The following is a 22,207-nucleotide window of genomic DNA, read 5'->3' on the forward strand; positions in this document are numbered from 1 at the left end:
GCTGCCGGGAAAAGAGCGTGAATTCATCCCATGACCTGAACCACCAGGATCCGCGCGTCCGCCTCTCGGGTCAGCGGGCCCCCGGCCGCTTCGCCTTCCGGTTCCAGTCGAAGGCGTAGGACCGCTCTTCCCGTTGGATGACGGGCGGCTTTCCCTTCAGGGTGAAGGTCTCGGTGTGCACGGTGCGCGCGGAGAACGGGCGCAGGGTGCCGGGTTCGGTGACGAGCTCCACGGTGGTCACGCTGCTCGCGGACTCCAGCACCTCCGCGGCGCACGGGTCGGACGGGTTGCGGGCCAGCGCCGCGCTGCACCGCAGCTCCCGGGTCCGCGCGACGACCTGTCGGTAGGGCGCTCCGTCCAGCGACATCTCCCATTCCAACCGCACCGCGCCAGACGTTCCCGCGACCGCGCCCCGGTGCCGAAGCGTGGAGCGCTGCTCCAGCGGACCGTTGGGGTGACGCAAGCGGACCGCCTTCGTCCGCTCCTCGCCGGACGCGAGCCGCACGCCGCTCCACGTTCCCACCCACGCGGCCCACGTCAGCTCCGCCCGGTCCCGCACCTGATTCTGGAAGAGGGGCGTGTCCCAGCGGGCCCGGTGGCTTTCACGTTCCTGGGGATCCGGTTCGAGCACGGTGACGGCGCTCCCGAGCGCGGGCTCCAGTCCTTCGATGCGGGTGAGGGCGCCGGTCTCCGACAGGAGGAGGTCGGGCTTGGTGAAGGTGATGAGCAGCGCCTTCAGGTCCTCCGTGCCGGCGGTCCCTGGTGGGTTTTTCCGGGCAGCGGGTTCGACCTGCTGGAGGTTCTCGAAGTGGAGCGTGGCGCCGGGGCCGGGCTTTCGTGCCGTGAGCACGCCGTCGTACTTCAGCGTGGCGTGTTCGCGTTCGCTGACGACCCGCTCCGTGATGCCCACGCGCGAAGGCACGGGCCAGGCGAACTTGAAGGCAGGCACCCCGGCCTGCGTGTCCTCACCCCGAGCGGGACCTCCGCCGAACAGGATGAGGAGGGAGAGCAGCGGGAACCCTGGGGAGCGGAGGCGCATGGCTGCGAGTCCGGTAATGCGCTTCCGTGTTCCGCGCAGCGTTTCGTCAGGCCGGGAGTTCGGGTGCCGGAGCGGGGCAGGGGGCCATGCTCCCGGTCGTGACCTCCATGATGATGCGCGCGCGGTCGGGTCGATGGCGCGAGGAGCACTCGATGGACACGGTGAAGCTGCGGGTGGCGAGGCCGACCAGGGACCTGGAGGCGGTGGTGCACTTCTACCGGGACGGGTTGGGCTTCGAGGTGCTGGGTCGGTTCGAGGGCCACGCGGGGTTCGACGGCGTGATGCTCGGGCACCCGGGTGCGCCCTACCATCTGGAGTTCACGGTGGAGCGCGGGCACGAAGCGCCACGCGCACCCACGGCAGAGCACCTCCTGGTGTTCTACGTGCCGGACACCGAAGCGTGGGCGGAGCAGGTGCGGCGCATGGAGGCCGCGGGCTTCGCGGCGGTGACTTCGCGCAATCCGTACTGGGATGCGCACGGGAGGACCTTCGAGGATCCGGACGGCTACCGCGTCGTGCTCCAAGGCGCGGCCTGGCCCCGCTGATGGGGGCAGGGGAGGGTGGTTGGTTTTTTCGAGGGTCGTGAACGGCCGGGGTCGGACCGGTGCCTCCGTTCGTACCGCTTGAGGCCGTCGCGCGAAGGCCCAGGCACTGGCTGACCGTGAAGCACGGGACCGGTCCGGGGCTTCCATCGCGTGGTGAGCCACACGAAGGGGGACCGCGACGAGGGGTGTTCCACGTGGAACACGGTGGCGGTGGATTGGCGGGTCCGGAGCCGCGTCCGACCTCGTGACACCGCGCCCGTCGCGTTCCCAGCTTTGACGATGCGCGGACTTTCGGCGCCGGCAAACGAGGCACCCGTCATCCGGCTTCATCCACATCGCGCGGTGCACGTTGAGCCGGGCGCCCTCCGCGGAGGCGGTGTTCCACGTGGAACATGCCCCACGGGGTTCAAGGTGAAGGACCTTGAGGAGGAGCGGGAACCGCGTGGTGCACTGCTCCTTCGTCCCGGGTCATCGCTCCGGCATCACGGCGCGATAGCCGGACATGGGAGACAAGGGGCGTGTGGAACTGGGCCCAAGGTGGGCAAGCCAGAACCGGATGGCATGGGGACGCCCCGCCGGTGGCCACCCGCCAAGAACATGTCCGACTGTCCGACAGGTTTGAACCATGCGCCATCCGCCGGGTCGCCTCTTCCAGGCGGGGCCGGCGCAACGCTGAGCGCATGGAAAGAAGGGCCGCTGACATCCGGTAGCGGGACCGGCTGTCGGGGCGGCGCTCCTCACCCGCCCAACACCTCTTGGCGGAGGATCCACACGAGTGCCTTGAAGCCACGCAGGCGAGGTGTGCTGTTCCACGTGGAACACGCTGTCCCGCGATGGATGGGAGGTCCGCTGAATTCGCGCGGCGGGCTTCATGCCGAGGTCGACGTGCACGCCGGATGAAGGGAGGGCTCACGCTCTCTTCTTCCTGACAGGCATGCGGAAGGCGGTTCGATGTTCCACGTGGAACACGGCGGTGGGCTTGCCGTGGATGAGGACGCCATGCGGCGCACCGTGCTCCTGGTCCCGGGCCCCTGTCCGTTCAGGGGTGGTCTGGTCAGGGAGATGAGATGGATCCGCCCGACAGCAAGTCGCGGGGACGCGGCGCGTGTTCCACGTGGAACACGAATACGTCAGGAGTGGGGGCTCTCCTGGCCGCCTGGACCCCAAGCGTCGACGCGGGTTCAGCGCCAGCTCATCACCCATGGCCGCAGTGGACAGGATGCGGGCCGCGCAATGGATGCGATGACCTGGCGGTGAAGCGCGAATCGGACGTGCTGGCACCCGAATCAGGGCCTCGCGCGCATGCGGATGAAGCCACGGATCCATGTGCATCGCAGTGGGTTCGTGCGCGGCATGGGCCGCTGGATGAAGGACGTGAAAGGAGGCGCTGGGCCGGCTGCTCCTTCTCCTGCCTTCATCTGGTGAATTCGCTCAGAAGCGACACGGGTCGTTCGGCCTGCCTCCGGGAGGCCCAGCGTGTTCCACGTGGAACATCCCGCCTCGCTGCTCCATGCACATCCCAGCATCGGCAGGGTTGGCGCGAAGCGGAGCTGCGGTGGTGATGGCGCGTGATGGAACGCGCATCAGGTGCCGCCGTGTCTGGAGTCCGGCGGGATCCGTTCACATGAGTTCGCGCGAAGGCGGGCACGGTGCTCGGCGGTCGTTGTTCCACGTGGAACATCCACCATGGGGAACGCTTCATTGGATTCGCGAGCAGGAGGCGATGCACCGGAGCGCGGAGTGGTCGGGCGGGCTCATGGGGTGATGCGGTGGGGGCCGTTCGGCCCGCCTTGTTCCACGTGGAACACCGGTCCCATGGAGCAGGGACTTCAGGTGCTCCGGCCTGGCGCGCGGATGCTGAAGCAGATGCCAGGGGACGTGGATGCGAGAGAGTCGATGACCGCAGGGCGCTGCTGAACCGTGGTGCCTCGTGCCCCTTCATCCGGGCAGTGCATGGGTGCGGATGCTGGCCGATTCACGAACCTGGGCAGGCGGCGTCTGCTCGCGGTCGGTGCAGACACGAAGCACAGCGGCCCATGGCTTCTTCGTTACCACCGAAGACGTGCTGGTTGGGGCCCTTGGTCTCACCGAGGACTGCCCGCCATGGCGGCAAGGGACGCGGTTGTTCCACGTGGAACGCCGGAGTCGAGCGCCGACTCATGCATGAGTCAGGAGCGGTGAAGGTCGATGCGTTCCGGGCCGCACTCAGCCACCTGTCCTTGAGGATGAACGTCGTGGCCTTCGCGGCTCCAGGTCCCGCATCGCTTCCACTGTCAGGGCGCGCGAGGCGTCGGAAGGTTCATGCGCTCACCAATGCGGGAGCCTTTCCGGGCCTTCGAGGACTGCGCGGTCGTCCGGATCCAGCGCGTCGCCGTTCACGGCGCATCGGTGCTGAATCAAGCGCGTGGTCCGGGGACGCCATCTCCGCGCAGCGTCGGGGGACGAAGCGGGGCAGGGGAGCGCAGTGCTGCGTTGCTCGGCGTCGCGCGACCAGGTGGCTGGAGGCGATGGTGTGGACCTTGGCTGCGCTGCACTTCGCTGCCTTGCGTGGGTGGACGCCGGACGCGGGATTGAGTCGCGAGCGCAAAGGCACGGGCGGGAAGACCCAGATGCGGTGGCCTTCGCGAAACGTCCAGGTGGAGGCAGCCAGTACGGGGGCGTCGAACTGCGTCGCCGGAACCCGCCCCATCTTGAATCCCGCAACGAGGTGTCGCCTGGCCATCGCCCCACTCCCGATGGAACCGGTGAGCTGGGATGCGCGGCCATTGGCCCACGGCCATCGACGACACGCGGGGGCTCGCCGCGAATGCGCAGGGCGGCAGCGCGAAGTCGCACCGCCATGCGATGCGGAGTCTTCGACCGTGAACTCCTCCACTTCGGGAGCTGTCCTCCGCGCGGGTCCATGACCTCGGTCCGGTGCGGACCCGAAGCCCGACATGACGCCACCGGCTCGCGACCTCCGGACCCAACGGCGCCGCTCACCGCGAAGGCCCGTGACTTCATCGCGAAGCTGCGTAAGCGCCCCAAGTCAACGCCACGGACCACGCCGTGAAGGCGACCGATGGGCTCAAGGCGAAGCCACTGAGCGACCTCGACCACGAAGCCTCATGACCGCCTCGCGAGGATGCGTGGGCATCCGAGCGTGATGCTCGGCTACGCCGCGAAATCGACTGACGGGCTCAATGCGATGCCTCGGACCACGACCTTCACCGCGAAAGCCCACGTCCGCATCAAGAAGGTGCATGGGAGTCCCAACGCGAAGTTCCTGGGCACGTCGCGGATGCGGCCCATGGGCTCGAAGCGAAGCCACGGCCCAAGACCTCCGCCACGAGCGTCGCCAGTCGTCTCGTGCATGTGCCCGCGAAACCCAACGCGGAACCATGGCCCACGGCCTCTGCCACGAAAGCTGGCGCCCGCACCACGAAACCGCGTCACGAACGCGAGCCTGCCGCGCGCAAAGTGACGGGCCCGGAGACCACGCCCACGCGAAGCCGCGAACCCGCCGAAGCCTCCCGCGCGGACTTCCCGCCACCGGACCCCCTGAAAAACCCACCACCCTTCCAGCCCGCACGGAAACCGCGCCCTATTCCCGCATTCCGAAGCAGCCGAGCAGGCACTGCCACGGTCGCTCCGCCGCGTGAATTCCAGCCCACGCGCTGCCCGTTCCGCCACGCCCGGCCTCCCAGAGCGAGGGGCCTGGCAGGAGCACCGGCTGATCACGGACACTAATTTGATCCGTCCGAGAACCCCGTGCTAGCTGCCTGATCAGCACCAGTTAGTGCGTCCCGAGCATTCATGAGTGCTCGGGGCTCCGGTGAACCCGGGGCGAGAGAGGATGGGCCACGTGGGTCGTATCATCTGCATCTCCAACCAGAAGGGCGGGGTCGGCAAGACGACCACCGCCATCAACCTCGCGGCGAGTCTCGCGTCCGCCGAGCGCCGCACCCTGCTGGTGGACATGGACCCCCAGGGCAACGCCGGCAGCGGCCTGGGCCTCAAGCGCGACGCCCTCCACGGCACCGTCTACGACGCACTCCTCGGGGGCCGCCCCGCTTCGGAGCTCATCCACCCCACGGAGCTGCGCTTCCTCCAGGTCATCCCCGCCACGCCCGACCTCACCGGCGCGGAGGTCGAACTGGTCAACCAGGAGCGGCGCGAGTTCCGCCTGCGCGAAGCCCTGCTGCCGCTCAAGGACAAGTACGACTACATCATCATCGACTGTCCGCCCTCGCTGGGCCTGCTCACCCTCAACGCGCTCGTCACCGCGGACTCCGTCCTCATCCCCCTCCAGTGCGAGTACTACGCGCTGGAAGGCCTGTCGCAGCTCACGCACACCATCGACCTGGTGAAGCAGGGCCTGAACCCCGCGCTCAAGATGGAGGGCATCCTGCTCACCATGTTCGACGCGCGGGCGAACATCGCCCACCAGGTCGTGGACGAGGTGCGCGGCTACTTCAAGGATCAGGTGTTCCAGGCCGTCGTGCCGCGCAACGTGCGCCTGTCCGAGTGCCCGTCCTTCGGCAAGCCCATCATCCTCTATGACATCAAGTCCAAGGGCTGCGAGAGCTACCTGGCGCTCGGCCGGGAGCTGATGCGCCGGGAGAACCCCCGGCCGTCCAAGCGGCGGGTCGCCTGAGCGCCTGGCGCCTTTGAAGCGAATGGGCTGACGCCTGCCCCGGTTCGCCGGGTACACCGAAGGCCCGATGCGCCGGCACCACGCCAGCGCGGGAGTTCCTGAACACCGTGCAGAAGACCGCAGACACCCAGAAGCGCGCCCTGGGCCGGGGCCTCTCCGCACTCATCCCCCAGGCCGCCCCCGCCGCTCCGGCGCCCGTGCCCCCCTCGAAGGCCGGGGTGCTGAAGCTGGCCATCGAGTCCATCCACCGCGACAACCTCCAGCCCCGCCGGCACTTCGACGAGACGAAGCTCCACGAGCTCGCCGAGTCCATCAAGGCGCAGGGCATCCTGCAGCCCATCCTCGTGCGCAAGGACGGGGACGGGTACAAGATCATCGCCGGTGAGCGCCGCTGGCGGGCGTCCCAGGCCGCCGGCCTCAAGGAGATCCCCGCCATCGTGCGCGAGGTCACGGAGGCGCAGGCCTTCGAGCTGGCGCTGGTGGAGAACCTCCAGCGCTCCGACCTGAACCCCATCGAAGAGGCGGATGGCTACAAGCGCCTGGTGGACGAGTTCAAGCTCACGCAGGAGCAGGTGGCCCAGAAGGTGGGCAAGGAGCGCTCCACCGTCGCGAACGCGCTGCGCCTGCTGGCGCTGCCCGCGGACGTGAAGGCGATGGTCGCGGACGGGTCGCTCAGCATGGGCCACGCGCGCGCGCTGCTCGGCGTGCCGCGCCTGCCGGAGCTGCAGAACCTGGCGCGCCAGGTGACGGAGAAGAAGCTGTCCGTGCGCGACACGGAGCGGCTGGTGCAGCAGGGCCGGTCCGCGAAGTCGAAGGACACCGGGAAGCCGGCGGCCAAGGTGAGCCCGCAGGTGAAGGCGCTCACCGAAGAGCTGCAACGTCGATTGGGGACAAAGGTGCGCCTGTCGGAGAAAAGCCCAGGAAAAGGCACCCTTGAAGTGGACTTCTTCTCCTACGATGACCTGGACAGGCTGTTGAAGCTTCTGAGGAAGGAGTAGGGCGTGGCGCTCCTTGGCGGGAAGAAAGACGAAGCACCCAGCAAGCCCCTGTTCAAACGGGAGGAGGATTACGTGTCGACGCGTCCGGGTGAGGTTCACACGCTTCTGGGTAAGGGAAGCGAGTTCGAGGGGAAGCTCACCTTCGAGGGTCAGGTTCGAATCGACGGGAAGTTCAACGGGCAGATCATCACCAAGGACGTGCTCGTCATTGGCGACGGCGCCCGCGTGCAGGCTGAAATCCAGGCCGGCACCGTCATCATCAACGGCACCGTGGAAGGCAACGTGCGCGCCGCGCAGCTCATCGAGCTCAAGCAGCCGGGCCGCATGAAGGGCAACCTTGAGACGCCGTCGTTCACCATGGACCGCGGCGCCATCCTGGAGGGCGCGGTGAAGATGGAGAACATCGGCAAGGGTGGCCCTCCGCCCATGGGCGAGAAGAAGTAGGTGTCCGTCCTCCCGTCCAGCGTGCGAAGGGTCGCGGGGCTCGTGACCCTCGCGCTGCTCACGGGCTGCCGGGGCTGCCAGGACGAAGCGCCGTCCTCCGGGAGCCTGACGGAGGACGCGGGCCTGCGCTCCGGGGTGAAGGTGCCGCTGCCGCCGGGCTGGTCCGCGCAGGTGGCCACCGACGGCAGCTTCCAGGCGGGCCCTCCCGGCCGCCCGGCGCTGCGCGTGGACCTGAAGCCGGGACAGGGCGAACAGATGCCCTCCTCGGAGAAGCTGGCGGACACCGTCCGCGAGCAGATGAAGCACTTCACGCTGTCGCTGGACCAGGAAGAGGACACGGCGTCCTTCTCCCTCTTGCGCGTCACCCTGGCCCCGACGCTGCCGGACGGCGGCGTGGGCCCGGAGGCGCCCGCGTTCTACGGCGCCCGGCGCGTGGGGGAGGACCTGTTCCTGTGCGCGAGCCTCCCCGGCGCCTCCACCGAAGAGGTGCGCCTGGCCACCGAGGCCTGCCGCACCATCCAGGTCCAGGCCGCGCCCCGCTGAAGCCGGACGTCCTGCGCAGGACGGTTGGCGCCCGTCGCGTCAGGCCCCGGGTTGTGCGTGGACTGCTTCGCCCCGTTCGATGCGCTCCTTCCTTCAAGGAGCAGCCCATGGACGACTGGCGCAAGAACCTCATCGACGACCCGACGGGCATTGGCGCGCTGCTGGGCCGCAGCAAGCGCGTCGCGGTCCTGGGCATCCGGCCGGACACCCACCCGGACAAGCCCGCGCACGCCATCCCCCGGTTCCTCAAGGAGCACGGCTTCACGGTGCTGCCCGTCCCCACGCACCACGAGCAGGGGACCATCCTGGGCGAGCCCGTGTCCGCGTCGGTGAAGGACGTGCCCGGGGAGGTGGACGTGGTGGAGGTGTTCCTGCGCCCCGAAGACATCAACGCGCACGTGGACGACCTGCTGGCGAAGAAGCCTCGCGCGGTGTGGTTCCAGAAGGGCATCCGCAATGACGCCGCGGCGGAGCGCCTGGCCCGCGCGGGCATCCAGGTGGTGCAGGACCACTGCATGATGGTGGAGTGGAAGACGCACCATCCGCACGGGGGCTAGCCCCGGAGGGGGTGGGAGGCCGCGGAAAGAAAGCAGGCGGGCAGGAACGTTCTGCGCCGCCCGCGTGTCCCCATTAGGTGAGGCGGGTGATGTTTTCGCGAAGCTGGGACGGGGAGGGGATGGACTTCGGGCCCGCGCCGAGGTGCAATTCCGTCCACGCCCCGTCATCACCTGCCTCCGGGACTTCCCGAAAGCCCTCCGACTTCCTAACCTTAGCTTCCCGATCTGCGTCGAGCGCCCGTCGCGGCCCGTCCCAGGTCCTCACGCTGTGCCCCTCGTAAGGAGTCCGCGCATGACGCTCACCGAGATGCTTCCCCTCCCCCTGGCCGTCGTGGAGATCGGCGCCCTGGGTGAGCAGCTTGCAGCAGCGGGAGGCCTGGTCATCACCGCGGCGGCGGCGCTGTGGGCCGCGTGGACCCGTCCGGCGCAGCCGGCCCCGGTGCCCGTGCCGGTGCGTCGCAACCCGCCGCGCCGCCGGTAGTCGCGCCGTCGTATCCCGGGCCCTTGGGCCCGGTGCCCTGACTTCGGGTCCGTGCCCGGCGCCTCCTTCAGCGCGCCGGGCGGAACCTTCGCTCAGCGCTTCATCGCCAGTGACAGCGCGAAGTCGCCGTCCGCGTCCGTCCACCACGCGGCCAGGTCCAGACCCGCGTCGCTGAGCTCCGCCTGCACCTGCTCGCGACAGAACTTGCAGCTCACCTCCGTGCGCAGACATTCGCCCGGGGCGAAGTCCACGCGCCTGCCCAGGTCCCCCAGCCACACGGACTGGGCCTTGCGGGAGATGAGGCGCATCTCGATCCACTTGTTGCGCTCATCGAACGGGGCCAGGTGGTCGAAGGCCTCCGGGTCGAAGTCCGCGTTCAGCTCGCGGTTGAGCACGCGCAGCACGTTGCGGTTGAAGTCCGCCGTCACGCCCGCGCTGTCGTTGTAGGCGGCGAAGAGGCGCTCGCGGTCCTTGATGAGGTCGGTGCCCAGCAGCAGCCCGTCCCCCGGTCGCAGCCCGGAGGACAGCTCGCGCAGGAACAGCGCGCGCTGCGCGGGCTTCAGGTTGCCGATGGTGCCGCCCAGGAAGGCGATGAGCCTACGGCCACCGCTCGGGATGCGCCCCAGGTGCTGCTCGAAGTCGCCCACGACGGCGTGCACGGCGATGCCCGGGTACTCGCGCGCCAGGCCCTCGGCCGCCTTGCGCAGGAAGGCCTCGCTCACGTCGAACGGCACGAAGCGCTGGAGCTGCCCGGCCGCGTCCATGGCGTCCAGCAGCAGGCGCGTCTTCTCGCTGGTGCCGCTGCCCAGCTCCACCAGCGTGTCCGCGCCGCTCAGGCGGGCGATGTCGTCCGCGTGCGCGCGCAGGATCTCCCGCTCGCGGCGCGTCGGGTAGTACTCCGGCAGGCGGGTGATGTCGTCGAAGAGCTGGCTGCCGCGCTCGTCGTAGAGCCACTTGGGGCTCAGCTCCCTGGGCGCGTGGCACAGGCCCTGGAGCGCTTCGGCCCGGAGCGCGCGCTGCGCGTCCCCCGGCTTCACGTACACGTCCACCCGCACGCCCGGGGCGTCGTCGGTGCCCGGACCCCGCGCCTCTCCCTGCTCCGTCCTCATCCTCATCGCGTTCCTCACCTCACGTCCCGTGCACAGCGAAAGCCGGCGAAGATCTGCCGGCGGATGGGGAAGTCCCAGTTGCGGAAGCTGTTGCGCACCGCCACCGGCGCGCTCGCCCAGGCGCCTCCCCGAAGCACCTTCGACTCGGTCCCGAAGAACACCTCCGAGTACTCGCGGTAGGGAAAGGCCCGGAACCCCGCGTACGGCTGGAAGTCGCTGGAGGTCCATTCCCACACGTCCCCCACGAGGCCGAAGACGCCGTCCGCGCTGCGGCCCAGGGGGTGGCTGCCCACCGGCGACGGGCCCCACCGCGTCCCGCCCAGGTTGGCGTGCGCGTCCGTGGGCGCGTCGTTTCCCCAGGGGTACGCGCGCTCCACGCCGTCACTGCCCTGGGCGGCCTTCTCCCACTCGGCCTCGGTGGGCAGGCGCTTGCCGGCCCACCGCGCGTAGGCGTCCGCCTCGTACCAGGACACGTGCTGGACGGGTTCGTCCTTCGGCAGCGGCTCCACCGCGCTGAAGCGGCGGCGCAGCCACGCGTGCCCGCCCTGGGGCATCCAGAAGAGCGGGTGGCGCAGGCCCTCCGCCTGGATCCACGCGAAGCCCTTCGGGTCCCACCAGCGCGCGTCCTCGTAGCCGCCGGACTCGACGAAGACGAGGTAGTCCCCGTTGGTGACGGGGTGCGCGTCCAGCAGGAAGGGCGCCACGTCCACGGCGTGCCGGGGCCGCTCGTTGTCGTAGGCCCAGGCGTCCGCGCTGCCCAGGTGCACCGGGCCGCCGGGGATGAGGACCTCATGCTGCGGCACCGCGCCGGGCTGGTGCCGGGGCGGCTCCACCGGGTGGTACTCGCCGTGCGTCATCAACTGCAGCGTGGCGGCGAGCGTCTCCGCGTGCTGCTGTTCGTGCTGCGCCACCATGCCGAAGACGCGGCCCCCGGCGAGCAGCGGATCCGCGCCCTCCTCCGGCAGCACCTCCAGGTGCGCGCGCACCGCCTCGCGCACGCGGGTGGCGTAGGCCCAGGCGTCCTCGGGCTCCAGCAGGGGCAGCGTGGAGCGGGTGCTCCGCGGGTGGCGGAAGGCGTCGTAGATGGCGTCGAACGCGGGGTCCGTGAAGGCCGGGGCCCCCAGGGCGCGCAGCAGCCACTGCTCCTCGTAGTTGGCCACGTGGGCCACGTCCCAGACGAGCGGCGACATGAGCGGCGAGTGCTGCCGCATCAGCTCCACCTCCGGCAGCGGCGCCAGCATGGCCTGGATGCGCGCCCGCCCCGCGTCCAGTTCCCGCAAGGCGCGCGCCTTCCAGCTCCTCGCCTCCCCGGTGGGGGGCGGCTCCTGCTTCATGGCCCTCATCGACATGGTCGGCCCAAGGATAGGAAGGGGCGCCGGGCCTCGCTAACCCCCCAGGCCCCCGAGGCCCCGGGGCCCCGTGTGTCACCACACGTTTGCGAGCCTGCCCGCCCTCCGTCATGACCCGGAGTCCTAACCCGCGAGGGACTCCCCGTCGGAGCCCCGTGGACACCCGCTGATGGTTTTTGCTCAAAATAAATCACCTGGGGGGTGGGGACCGACCCGACAGGTGGGGGATGGGAGCGGCTACCGGTGACGGCGCTGGTGCCAGGCCCGGAGCCGGTCCAGCAGGTGGAGCAGGTCGAAGCGGGCCGGCAGCCACCAGCCCCGCCACATGGCGAGCAGCCGGAGGGTGGCGGCGCCGACGATGGCGACCGTCTCCGCCACGGGCACGGGCACCTGGAGCCCCACCGAGAGCGCCACGTACGCGAGCGCGCACAAGAGGGCCACGGACGCGTACAGCTCCCCGGCGATGACGAGCGTGGAGGGCTCCCCCAGGAGCACGTTGCGGATGACGCCGCCGCCCACCGACGTCACCAGCCCCAGGAACACCGCGGCCGGCAGGGGCAGGTGGAACGCGAGCGCCTTCTCCAGCCCCAGCACCACCCAGACGCCCAGCAGCAGCGCGTCCACCACGTCCAGCGCCCGGGACAGGCGGGCCATCCACGGCGCGAAGACGACGGCGAGCAGGGCGCAGGCGGCCACCGCCAGCAGGAACTTCGACGAGCGCAGCGCCGCCGGGGGCCCCTGCGCCAGCAGCACGTCGCGCAGCATGCCGCCCCCCACGCTGGTGCTGATGGCCAGGGCCAGCACCCCCATGGCGTCCACCTCCCGGCGCAGCGCGTGCAGCGCCCCCGAAAGGGCCCCCAACCCCACCGCGCCCAGCTCCAGGTAGACGGGCAGCGTCAGCATCCGGCCACCCTCCCAGAGCGCAGGCTCGCGACCCAAGGGGGGGACCCTCCAGGGCTGGCATCTGTCCACCAGTTGTCGGGGATTTCCGGGATGCCGTGCCTGAATGGGGGAGGGGGTCCGTATGCTGTGCCCATGCCCCATTCCGCGCCCCGCAGGCCCGTGCTGGTGGTGGAGGACGACGACGACGTCCGCGCCGCCATCGCCGAAATCCTGGAGGGAGAAGGCTACGAGGTGGCGGTGGCCGCGCACGGGCGCGAGGCGCTGGAGGAGCTGGTCCACCTGCCGCCGCCGTGCCTCATCCTGCTGGACCTGCGGATGCCGGTGATGGACGGGGAGACGTTCCTGCGCCACCTGCGCGCGGACTGGCCCCGCCTGCGGGAGGTGCCGGTGCTGGTGCTCACCGCCGTGGCCTTCGAGGAGCCCCCGGGCACGCGGGGCCTGCTGCGCAAGCCCATCATCCCGGACGAGCTGGTGGCCGCCGTGAACCGGCTGTCCGGCCGCGGCGCCTGAGGCGCGGGCGGAAGACGGCGACCGCTCAGCCCATGCGCGTCACCGCGAGCAGCGTGAGCGTGCTGGCGCGCGGGTCGCGTTCGTAGAGCAGCTCCAGGCCGTGGCCCTCCACCTGGTGTCGCGCGGGCCCCGCCACCGAGTCCTGACCGCGCGACCGCTCCGCCAGCCGCGCCAGCGTCTGCTGGAGGGCCTCGAAGGCCTCCGCGGACATGCGGCCCACTTCCCGCCATGCCGGCGGCGCGTAGTGGACGCGGTACGGGAGGACGAGGCGGTTTCGGGTGGAGGACTGGGACACGGGGTCGGGTTCCTTGGCGGACTCCTCTCCTTGCGAACGGCATGCCCGCCCGCGTTGCCGGGAATTCCGGGCACTTTCGCGGCCCCTGGCTGGATCGCCCGGAGGGGGACTGAACAAATTACCGATTGCCTGGAATCGTGGGGGAAGAAATGACCACCGGGCGTGGCATTCCAGGCCCGGGCGCCGGCGGGGCTCGTCCGCACGACCGCGCTCCGGTGCGACGGGCATCCGGTGCGGGCCGGCTGCCCCCTGCCGCGCGGGTGCGCAGCGTTGAACGAACAGGCCCCAGCCAGGGGCTCCAGGCCCGGAGTCCCAGGCCTGGAGTCCGGATGGGGCCGCGCATGCTTCGAGGAGGCGCACCCATGGAACGGCGGACCCCCCCCTGGTCGTTGATGAACGGGCTGCTCTTCGGCGTGGCCGCGGGCGTGATGCTGGCGCTGGCGGAGACGGCGCTGTCGGTGGCGGCGGGGGACGGGCCCTTCTACCCGGTGCGGATGAGCGCGGCGGTGCTGCTGGGGCCGCCCGCCTTCACGCCGCAGGTGTCCACGGGGATGGCGGTGGCGGTGGGGCTGGCGGTGCACCTGACCATCTCCGCGGGCTGGGGCCTCATGTACACGCTGCTGGACGCCATGCTGCCCACCGACAGCCGCGGCCGCTGGGAGTTCCAGGCGGCGGTGGGGATGCTCTTCGGCATCTTCGTGTGGCTGGTGGACTTCCAACTGCTGGCGCGCGGCTACTTCCCCTGGTTCCTGGACGCGCCGCAGTTCCTCCAGATTGTGTGGCACGCGGTGTTCATGGGCCTGCCCCTGGCGCTGCTGTTCACGGCGGCGGAGCGCAGGCGCTCGCCGCTGGTGGAACCGGCGCCCTGAATGGGGCCTGAAGCGAGGGGGACCGGGTGGGGTGGGCGGTTGGACCTGCTGGGTCGGGTCCATGGGGCCCGAGGGGCGCGCTGGCCCCGAGGAGCCGGGCCCTAGCGGGTGCAGACGGAAATCAAGGAGGTGCGGGGTCGAAAAGAGGGGAAGAAAAAACGCCAGGGGTATGGTGACATGACCCGACCTTCAGGGTTATGCGGTGCGCCCGCGGCCATGGGGGCGCTTCCTACCGGGGACTGGCAAGGACATGGACACTGAACTGGCGGGCATCCTGGGCGCTGCGGCGCGCACGGTGCGAGTGCGGATGGGCCTGACCCAGGCGGACGTGGCGGACCGCATCGGCATGGCGTCGGAAGTGTATGGCCGGCTGGAGCGCGGGCACATGCTGCCCAGCGTCCAGAACCTGCGCCGGCTGTGCGTCGTCCTGAACATCCCTCCGCACAACATGCTGGGCCTGGGCGAGGAGTTCGCCGCCCCGCCGCCCAAGGAGAAGGCCCGGGCGCGCGGCGACGAGGAGCCGCCGGAGATGCGCCGGCTCTTGCGCAACCTGCGACGCCTGACGCCGGTCCAGCTCAAGCTGATGAACCTGGTGGCGTCCGCGATGCAACAACAGAAGAAGAAGCCCTGAGAGTGTGAGGCGTTAGACTGTGGGCACCATGGTCGAAGAACTGGTGCGCAGACTGGAGCTCAAACCCCACCCGGAGGGCGGCTACTACCGGGAGACCTACCGGGCGGCCTTCCAGGTACAGACGCTGCGGGGGCGCAGGTCGGCGGGGACGGCCATCTACTACCTGCTGACGCAAGGCATCTTCTCCGCGTGGCACCGGGTGGTGGGGGCGGATGAGCTGTGGTTGTTCCACGACGGGGAACCCCTGGCGCTGCACCTGATGCACGAGGACGGCCGGCTGGAGACGGCGGTGCTGGGCCGGGACGTGATGAAGGGCGAGCAGCCCCAGGTGCTGGTGCCCGCGGGCGTGCTCCAGGCGGCGGAGACCCTGGGCGCGTACACGCTGGTGGGCTGCACGGTGTCCCCGGGCTTCGAGTTCGCGGACTTCGAGCTGCCGGACGCGGAGGCCATCGTGGCCCGGCACCCGGCGCACGAGGTGCTGGTGCGCCGGCTGTCGAAGCGCTGACCGCGCGCTGGCGTCCTACCCGCCCTTGCCGCCGGTGCGCTTCCACAGCTCGCGCAGCAGGATGGCGCCGAACTGGGAGTCGTTGAGGATGTACCGGCGCCACAGGCGCTTGGGCTCGTGCGTGAGGCGGTAGAGCCACTCGAAGCCGGCCTTGGAGATCCACTCCGGGGCGCGCTTGGCGGTGCCGGCGATGAAGTCGAAGCCCGCGCCGATGCCGATGGCCACCGTGGGCCCCAGCTTCTGGGCCACCTGGGAAATCCATACCTCCTGCTTCGGGCTGCCCAGCGCGACGAAGAGCAGGTGCGGGTCCTGTTCGCGAATCCGGGCCACGATGGGGTCGTTCTGCGCGTCGCCCGCGTCCAGGTTCACCATGGGCGAGTCCCAGCCCACCACCTGGATGCCGGGGTACTGCGCCTGGAACTGGCGGCCCACCTTCTCCGCGACGCCGGGGCCCGCGCCCAGGAGGAAGATGCGCCACTTGCGCTCGGCGCCCAGCTTCACCAGCGGGAGGATGAGGTCGGAGCCGGCGATGCGCTCCGGCAGCGCGACGTCCAGCATGCGCGAGGCCCAGACGATGGGCATCCCGTCCACCACGGAGATGGCGGCCTTCGAGTACGCGTCGCGAAAGCGCGTGTTCGTCTCCGCGAGCACGACGTGGTCCACGTTGGCGGTGAAGACGTAGCCGCCCTGGTGCGCGTCCACCAGCGCCCCGATGGCCTGCACGGCCTCCGGGAAGGTGAGCTGGTCGATGGCGAGGTGGCCGATGCTCAGGCGCGGGCGGTTAGGGGCGGCGGCGGGGGCGTGTGCGGTGGTCAAGGCGTCGTCTTCACTTCACCGTGAGGTCGAGCACGGTGATGGAGTAGGGGGGTAGGCGTTGTGACAGGGCCTGTTCGGCCTTCGTTCCGGTGGCCTGTTCGGTGAAGCCACCCGGCGCGCCGGAGTAGCCCAGCACGCGCACGGTGTTGAGCGTGCCGCAGCCCTTGAACTCCAGCTGCGCCTGGGCGGCCTGTTCGGGGTCGAAGTTGAGCAGCACGGCGGTGAGCTTCTTGCCGGACGCGTCGCGCGACGCGAAGAGGCTGGTGCCCTCCGGCGCGGCGGTGGGCAGGGACACGTCCTGGAAGCGGCCGCCCTTGCCGTCGAAGTCGCGGTACGCGCGGAAGGCCCAGAACGTGGGGCTGTTCTCCGGCGGGTACTGCCAGAAGAAGGCGGACGTGAGCCCCTGCTGGCCGAAGCGGCCCAGGGCCTCCGCCTGCGCCAGGCCGCCGCTCATGTGCTTGAGCGCGCCGAAGTTGTACTCGCCAATGGACAGGCCCCGGCCGGGGTAGTTCTCCGCGATCCACTGCTTCACGCGGGGGATGAGCTGGATGGGTTCACCAATCCAGGACTCGTCCTTGTAGGTGGGGTCCCACAGCGCGCGCGTGGAGCGGATCCGCCGCGCGTTGGTGTCCGGGTCGGTGCCGCCCTCCACGCCCACGCCCACGTTGCTCTGCGGGTAGAAGTGCACGTCCACCACGTCCAGCACGCGCACGCCCGTCTTCTTCTCGTGGTCGCGCAGCGAGCGCAGGTACCAGGGCAGCAGCGCCACGTCGCCGTGCGCGCGCCGGTCGGTGTACGGCGGGCGGCCGGGGGCGAAGTCGGCGGCGGACCAGAAGTAGTTGGTCCAGCCCCACTCCGCGGGGCCGGCGATGACGGCCTCGGGATCCGCGCGGCGCACGACGGTGCCGTAGTCGATGGTGCGCTTGAGCAGCTCGTCGTAGGTGAGCGGTTCGGGGTGCACGTCCCGGTGCGTGGAGTTCCAGAGCGCGGGCTCGTTGTCCAGGATGTACATGTGCACGCCGCGCGCGCCGCCGCGCCTGGCGTCGGCTTCGCGCAGGGAGCGCACCCATTCGGAGATGAACTCCGGCGGGGCCTGCACGCTGGTGGCGGTGGGCGGGCCCGGGGGCAGGGGCGTGCCGTCGCGGCGCATGCCGTTGCCGCCCGCGGGCTCCGTCTCGTCCACGGCCTGCTGCGGGCCGAACGTGGACACCGGGAAGCCCACGGAGGACGTGTCCTTGGCCACCCAGCCAATCAGCGGCAGCGTGAGCGCGGACTGCAGGTTGTGCTTGCGGTTGGACTCCAGGAAGTCATCCGCGCCGAAGCCCAGCTGCACGTTGCGGAAGTACCAGTCGTTGCCGGTGTTCCACGCGCGCCCCAGCTTCCAGTTGTAGCGGGAGGTGGGGTTGCCGCCCCAGCGGCGGATGGTGGCGCCCAGCTTCCACTGGTGCGTGTCCTGCGTCTCGCGGTTGCCGTCCAGCGCGATGCCGTAGATGAGCGGGCTGATGGGGCGGGAAGGGGCGGCGCAGTCGATGACCATCTTCGACTCCCGGCCCGCGCCCCGGCCCGCGCGGCCCCCGCCAGCGGCGCGCGCGGCGGCGATGTCCGGCGACAGCGGCACCAGGGCCACCTTGTCGAAGAGCACCCAGTCGCGGCTCACGTCCTTGGACGCGCGCAGCACCACCCGGTCGAACGGGGCGCTGCGCGGGTTGAGGACCTCCATGGGCACGACGACCTCCGCCCACTCGTTGTCCTTCTTGACGATGAACTCCGGGCTGATGCGCACGTGCGGGAACACCGTGGCGCCGGGCGCGTCCAGGCGCACGTCCAGGAACTCGCCGTGGGCCTCTGGCGCGGTGAAGCGGAACGTCAGCGCGCCGTACGCGCCCGTGAGCTTCGGCTGGTAGAGGATCCACCCGCCGTGGTTGTACATCCGCACGCGCGCGGGGGCGCTCTTCGGCAGTTCGCGCGGCGCCCAGCCGATGTCCTTCCAGCCGGGCGTCAGGCCGCCGTCGTAGATGACCACGGAGGCGTTGGCGTCCCGGGTCTGCGCGGGGGCCGCCGCCGGAGGCTGGGGGGCGTCCTTCGCGGCGCTGGCGCCCTGCTGGGCCATCGCCACGCCGGCGCTGCTTCCGAGCACCGCGCACGTGAGGATGACGCTCCGCTTCCACCGCGCCTGCTTCGCACTGTCCGCCATGACCTTCTTCAACGCATCCCCCGGCACGAAACCACCGCCGACTTCCGACGACCCACCGCGACCGCCACTCCAGCGACCGACCACGACCGCGACGGCTGCCCGTCACCCCAACAGCCGACCGCGACCCCTGCCGCCGACCGCTGCTTCAGCGGCCGGCCACGACCCCCGCGACCCGCGCCCACTACAGCGCGACGTCGTCCTGATCCTTGCGCGGGAAGATGCGCGCGGGGATGCCCACCGCGACGCTGTCCGGCGGCACGTCCTGGAGCACCACGGCGTTCGCCCCGATGCGGGAGCGCGCGCCAATGCGCACCGGCCCCAGGATGCGGGCCCCGGCGCCAATCCAGACGTCGTCCTCGATGATGGGGTAGCCGTTGTCCTTGGCGGTGCCCACGGTGTTGTTGCCGTAGAAGCGCACGCGGTCGCCAATGCGCGCGTCCCCGCCGATGACGACGCCCAGGCTGTGCACGAAGTACACGCCCTTGCCCAGCGTCACGTCCTTGCCAATCTCGATGCCCATCACCGCCGTCTGCGCCACGCGCAGCACGTGGTTGAGCAGCGGGATGTGGAAGGTGATGGCCGCCTCGCGCGCGCGGTTGAGCGCGGTGATGCGGTACGAATCGCTGGTGAGCACCACCTTGGCCAGCGACTTCGCGTCGGAGCTGCCGGAGGCGGCCCTGGCCATCTCCACCGCGTCCGAGATGAGGGCTCCAATCAAGGTCTTCATGGCTGGTTGTTCCCCCGGCCCCGCAGGTAGCGCGCGACGCCCTTGGCGATGCCCCGGAGGCCGCCGGCTTCCGTGCGGGCCCCGCGCAGGTATTCCATTCCGTAGGCCACGGACGTGCCCGCGAACGCGGCGCCCTTGAGGCCCAGCTTGTCCGCCACCTGGGACGCGTTCACCACCGCGTGGGTCAGCCGGCGGGACGCCTCCGGCGCCACCACCGCGGAGGCCAGCAGCGGGCGCGACAGGAGGTTCGTTTCAAAGAGCAGGCGCCACGGGTTCACGCCCTTCACGTCCGGGTGCTTCACGGAGACGTGGGTGTCGAACATGCCGTAGCGGTGCGCGCGGCGGATCCACTTCTCGAAGCTGACGTGGTCGCTGCCGTGCAGCACGTAGGCGTCCGGGGCGAAGAGGAACGCGCAGCCGGCCTTCTCCAGGCGCACGCCCAGCTCCACGTCCTCGGACTGGCCCAGCGTCTTGTCGAAGCCGCCCACGCCCACGTAGTCCGCGCGGGGGAAGGACACGTTGCCGGTGTACAGGTGGTTGCCGCGCGCCTGCGCGCCGGGGGCGGACAGCTCCTCGGCCATGCGGTTGTTGAGGTGCGCGTACCAGCGCTCGAACAGCGGCATGTCGCTGATTTCGGGGTCCGGCCGGATGCGGCCCAGCACGACGTTGCGCGAGCCCTGCGGGTGGTGCGCCAGGTGGCGCGCGAGGAAGTCGGAGGCCACCTGCATGTCGTCGTCGGTGACGAGCACCACGCTGCCCTTCGCGGCGATGACGCCCCGGTGCCGCGCGGCGGCGGCGCCCGCGTTGGCTTGCACCTCCACGCGCAGGGCGTAGGGCAGCTTCAGCTCCAGCAGCGGGCCGCGCACGTCGGTGGCGGAGCCGTCGTCCACCACGACGACCTCGAACTGCTCCGGCGGCAGCGTCTGGCCGGCGAGCTGCTGGAGCAGGCGCGTGATGAGGGGCAGCCGGTTGTACGTGGCGATGACGACGCTCAGCCGGGGGGCTGGCGCGGCGGAGGAGGCGGAGGGGCTCATGGCTTCTTCCTGGCGCTGGCGGCGCGGCGCTGCTTCTTGGTGGCGCGCGGGAAGGTGACGCTGCCGGCGAAGCGCTCCGCGCCCACCAGGCGCAGCGTCTTCTCCGCGGAGCCGAAGTCCGTCTCCCCCAGGGTGATGCACATGAGGGCGGTGTCCGCGGCGAGGGCCAGCGGGAGGCTCGCGGGGTGGGTGACGAGCGAGTCGATGACGACGATGATCCGCTCCCCCTGCTCCACGCGGCGGCGCACCTCCTGGACCAGCCGGGGGGCCCCGGCGGGCTCGATGCCGGTGGCGTCCACCAGCCGCAGCGGCGGCTCCGGGTAGGGCGAGCCGGCCTCCAGCAGCGCCTGGGCCGCGTCCAGCGCGGGCGCGCCAGGGTGGGCCGGGATGACGGTGAGGAAGCGCCACGCGCGGCGGTCCAGCGCGAACCACAGCCGCGACAGCTCCGCGGAGGGCACGGCGCTGGCCGGTGGGGTCTCCTCGGGAGGTGACGGCGGGCTCGAATCGGCGGACATAGGCGGCGCGGACGGTATAACGCATGGGGGCGTCACGGCCCAACGACCCGGGTGGGCGGGCAGGCGGAGGGGCGCGCCCATGCCCTGCTGTCATCACTGACACCCCCGGAGGGGGCCTCGCGCGGGCTCCTGGTGGGGGCCGGCGGCGGGGCCCGGGCGTGTTAAAGAACGGCCCGTGCAGAAGATCGGCTACCTGATTCCCGAGTTCCCCGGGCAGACCCACATCTTCTTCTGGCGCGAGCTGCAGGCGTTGCCGGGGAAGGGCGTCTCACCGGAGCTGGTGTCCACCCGCCCGCCGCCCGCGCGCATCATCAGCCACAGCTGGGCCCGCGAGGCCATGGCGCGCACGGAGTACCTGGCGCCGCCGGGGCCGCTGGGCGTGGCGAAGGCCGCGCTGGAGATTGCCCGCGCCCTGCCCACGGGCTGGGCGCGGTGCCTGGCGTCCATCGCGAGGGCGGAGGGCCTGGACGCGAAGGGCCGCGCGCAGCTGGTGGCGTTCGCGGTGATGGGCGGGCGGCTGGCGTCGCTGGCGCGCGAGCGCGGCTGGACGCACGTGCACGTGCATTCGTGCGCCAACGCCGCGCACGTGGCGATGTTCGCGCACCTGCTGTCGGGGCTCACGTACAGCATGACGCTGCACGGGCCGCTGGACGACTACGGGCCGAACCAGCGGGAGAAGTGGCGGCACTCGAAGTTCGCCTTCGTCATCACGAAGAAGCTGCTGGGGGAGGTGCGCCAGGAGCTGGCGGGGAGCCTCCCTGAGCGCATCGAGCTGGCGCCCATGGGCGTGGAGCTGTCGCGCTTCCAGCGCACGGTGGACTACGAGCCGTGGTCCGGCGAGGGGCCGCTGAAGCTGTTCGCGTGTGGCCGGCTGAACCCGTGCAAGGGGCACGCGGACCTCATCGACGCGGTGGGGATGCTGCGCAAGAAGGGCATCGACGCGCGGCTGTCCATCGCGGGCGAGGACGAGGCGGGCGGCACGACGTACCGCAAGGTGCTGGAGGCGAAGCTGGCGAAGGACGGCCTCCAGGACGCGGTGACGCTGCTGGGCGCGGTGAGCGAGGACGTGGTGAAGGACGGCATCCAGCGCTCGCACATCTTCGCGCTGGCCAGCCTCCAGGAGCCGCTGGGCGTGGCCATCATGGAGGCCATGGCCATGCGCGTGCCGGTGGTGGTGACGGGCGCGGGCGGCGTGAAGGAGCTGGTGGACGACGGCGTGGACGGCGTGCTGGTGCAGCCGCAGGCCCCCGCGGAGCTGGCCCAGAAGCTGGAAACGCTGTCGCGCGACCCGGCCGAAGCGCTGCGCCTGGGCGAGGCGGGCCGGCGCAAGGTGGAGCAGCAGTTCAGCAGCGAGCGCAGCGCGGACATGCTCGCGGCGATGCTGGGCGCGCGGGCTTCGTAGCGGCTGGAGCAGGGCGGGCCGCCCGGGCGCCACGGAAATCCGTGGCGCCGTCCGCGCCTCCTGCGTGGCAAGCCCCTGGAATTGCTTTCAGGGGACGTGCGCACG

22 protein-coding genes are annotated in these 22,207 nt (G+C 70.8%); 12 read left to right on the forward strand and 10 right to left on the reverse strand.

Going from position 1 to position 22,207, the window contains the following annotated elements:
* Positions 1–70 precede the first annotated feature (70 nt).
* Positions 71–1,039, reverse strand: coding sequence for a hypothetical protein (locus OV207_RS00720; protein WP_267551686.1), 969 nt, complete (start codon positions 1,037–1,039; stop codon positions 71–73).
* An 86-nt stretch (positions 1,040–1,125) separates the two neighbouring features.
* On the opposite strand from OV207_RS00720, the gene OV207_RS00725 reads away from it, so the two are divergent.
* The 7 genes from OV207_RS00725 (at position 1,126) to OV207_RS00755 (ending at position 9,243) form a co-directional block, all read left to right on the forward strand.
* Positions 1,126–1,584 carry a VOC family protein gene (locus OV207_RS00725; RefSeq protein WP_267551688.1) on the forward strand — a complete coding sequence of 153 codons (459 nt, stop codon included), beginning with the start codon at positions 1,126–1,128 and terminating at the stop codon, positions 1,582–1,584.
* A gap of 3,844 nt (positions 1,585–5,428) precedes the next feature.
* A complete protein-coding gene (locus OV207_RS00730; protein ID WP_120533133.1) occupies positions 5,429–6,220 on the forward strand; it encodes a ParA family protein in 792 nt (263 codons plus the stop codon).
* 107 nt (positions 6,221–6,327) lie between these two features.
* Complete coding sequence (locus tag OV207_RS00735) at positions 6,328–7,218, forward strand: ParB/RepB/Spo0J family partition protein (RefSeq protein ID WP_193429391.1); 891 nt, start codon at positions 6,328–6,330, stop codon at positions 7,216–7,218.
* A gap of 3 nt (positions 7,219–7,221) precedes the next feature.
* Positions 7,222–7,662: a bactofilin BacM gene (bacM, locus tag OV207_RS00740; protein ID WP_193429390.1), complete on the forward strand. Its 441-nt coding sequence runs from the start codon at positions 7,222–7,224 to the stop codon at positions 7,660–7,662.
* A complete protein-coding gene (locus OV207_RS00745) occupies positions 7,663–8,205 on the forward strand; it encodes a hypothetical protein (protein ID WP_267551698.1) in 543 nt (180 codons plus the stop codon).
* Between the two features lie 107 nt (positions 8,206–8,312).
* Entirely contained in the window at positions 8,313–8,762 is a 450-nt protein-coding gene (locus tag OV207_RS00750; protein WP_193429389.1) for a CoA-binding protein, read from the forward strand.
* A gap of 292 nt (positions 8,763–9,054) precedes the next feature.
* Positions 9,055–9,243, forward strand: coding sequence for a hypothetical protein (locus OV207_RS00755; protein ID WP_120533125.1), 189 nt, complete (start codon positions 9,055–9,057; stop codon positions 9,241–9,243).
* 92 nt (positions 9,244–9,335) lie between these two features.
* Here OV207_RS00755 and egtD read toward each other — a convergent pair whose 3' ends face one another.
* The 3 genes from egtD to OV207_RS00770 all read right to left on the reverse strand — a co-directional run bounded on the left by egtD (position 9,336) and on the right by OV207_RS00770 (position 12,640).
* Entirely contained in the window at positions 9,336–10,358 is a 1,023-nt protein-coding gene (gene egtD / locus OV207_RS00760; RefSeq protein WP_267551702.1) for an L-histidine N(alpha)-methyltransferase, read from the reverse strand.
* An 8-nt stretch (positions 10,359–10,366) separates the two neighbouring features.
* Positions 10,367–11,686 (reverse strand): ergothioneine biosynthesis protein EgtB, encoded by a 1,320-nt coding sequence (egtB, locus tag OV207_RS00765; protein ID WP_267551707.1) that lies wholly within the window; start codon positions 11,684–11,686, stop codon positions 10,367–10,369.
* A 252-nt stretch (positions 11,687–11,938) separates the two neighbouring features.
* Positions 11,939–12,640, reverse strand: coding sequence for a trimeric intracellular cation channel family protein (locus OV207_RS00770; RefSeq protein ID WP_267551708.1), 702 nt, complete (start codon positions 12,638–12,640; stop codon positions 11,939–11,941).
* 96 nt (positions 12,641–12,736) lie between these two features.
* Here OV207_RS00770 and OV207_RS00775 point away from each other — a divergent pair, with 96 nt between their 5' ends.
* Positions 12,737–13,114: a response regulator gene (locus OV207_RS00775; protein WP_267551710.1), complete on the forward strand. Its 378-nt coding sequence runs from the start codon at positions 12,737–12,739 to the stop codon at positions 13,112–13,114.
* A 25-nt stretch (positions 13,115–13,139) separates the two neighbouring features.
* On the opposite strand, the gene OV207_RS00780 is transcribed toward OV207_RS00775, so the two are convergent.
* A complete protein-coding gene (locus tag OV207_RS00780) occupies positions 13,140–13,409 on the reverse strand; it encodes a hypothetical protein (RefSeq protein ID WP_193429384.1) in 270 nt (89 codons plus the stop codon).
* Positions 13,410–13,771: 362 nt separating this feature from the next.
* Between OV207_RS00780 and OV207_RS00785 the strand changes: the two genes are divergently transcribed.
* From OV207_RS00785 to OV207_RS00795, 3 genes are all read left to right on the forward strand, one after another.
* Positions 13,772–14,278: a hypothetical protein gene (locus tag OV207_RS00785; protein ID WP_193429383.1), complete on the forward strand. Its 507-nt coding sequence runs from the start codon at positions 13,772–13,774 to the stop codon at positions 14,276–14,278.
* A 250-nt stretch (positions 14,279–14,528) separates the two neighbouring features.
* On the forward strand, positions 14,529–14,909 hold the full coding sequence (locus OV207_RS00790; RefSeq protein ID WP_193429382.1) for a helix-turn-helix domain-containing protein: 381 nt from the start codon (positions 14,529–14,531) through the stop codon (positions 14,907–14,909).
* A gap of 28 nt (positions 14,910–14,937) precedes the next feature.
* Positions 14,938–15,414, forward strand: a complete 477-nt coding sequence (locus OV207_RS00795) for a cupin domain-containing protein (protein ID WP_193429381.1) — start codon at positions 14,938–14,940, stop codon at positions 15,412–15,414.
* A gap of 15 nt (positions 15,415–15,429) precedes the next feature.
* On the opposite strand, the gene epsA is transcribed toward OV207_RS00795, so the two are convergent.
* The 5 genes from epsA to OV207_RS00820 form a co-directional block, all read right to left on the reverse strand.
* Positions 15,430–16,230 (reverse strand): exopolysaccharide biosynthesis glycosyltransferase EpsA, encoded by an 801-nt coding sequence (gene epsA / locus OV207_RS00800; protein WP_267551713.1) that lies wholly within the window; start codon positions 16,228–16,230, stop codon positions 15,430–15,432.
* Positions 16,231–16,240: 10 nt separating this feature from the next.
* Entirely contained in the window at positions 16,241–18,424 is a 2,184-nt protein-coding gene (gene epsB, locus OV207_RS00805; RefSeq protein ID WP_267551715.1) for a GH44 family glycoside hydrolase EpsB, read from the reverse strand.
* A gap of 181 nt (positions 18,425–18,605) precedes the next feature.
* Entirely contained in the window at positions 18,606–19,151 is a 546-nt protein-coding gene (gene epsC / locus OV207_RS00810; protein ID WP_193429378.1) for a serine O-acetyltransferase EpsC, read from the reverse strand.
* The gene (gene epsD / locus OV207_RS00815; RefSeq protein ID WP_193429377.1) at positions 19,148–20,185 is read right to left on the reverse strand and encodes an exopolysaccharide biosynthesis glycosyltransferase EpsD; all 1,038 of its coding nucleotides are present in this window, start codon (positions 20,183–20,185) and stop codon (positions 19,148–19,150) included. The genes epsC and epsD overlap by 4 nt, the downstream gene beginning before the upstream one ends.
* Positions 20,182–20,700, reverse strand: coding sequence for a hypothetical protein (locus OV207_RS00820; RefSeq protein ID WP_267551718.1), 519 nt, complete (start codon positions 20,698–20,700; stop codon positions 20,182–20,184). The genes epsD and OV207_RS00820 overlap by 4 nt, the downstream gene beginning before the upstream one ends.
* Before the next feature lie 175 nt (positions 20,701–20,875).
* Between OV207_RS00820 and epsE the strand changes: the two genes are divergently transcribed.
* Positions 20,876–22,102, forward strand: a complete 1,227-nt coding sequence (epsE, locus tag OV207_RS00825; RefSeq protein ID WP_267551720.1) for an exopolysaccharide biosynthesis GT4 family glycosyltransferase EpsE — start codon at positions 20,876–20,878, stop codon at positions 22,100–22,102.
* Positions 22,103–22,207 lie beyond the last annotated feature (105 nt).

This window comes from Corallococcus sp. BB11-1 (assembly GCF_026626625.1).
In the GTDB taxonomy this organism is placed as follows: domain Bacteria; phylum Myxococcota; class Myxococcia; order Myxococcales; family Myxococcaceae; genus Corallococcus; species Corallococcus soli.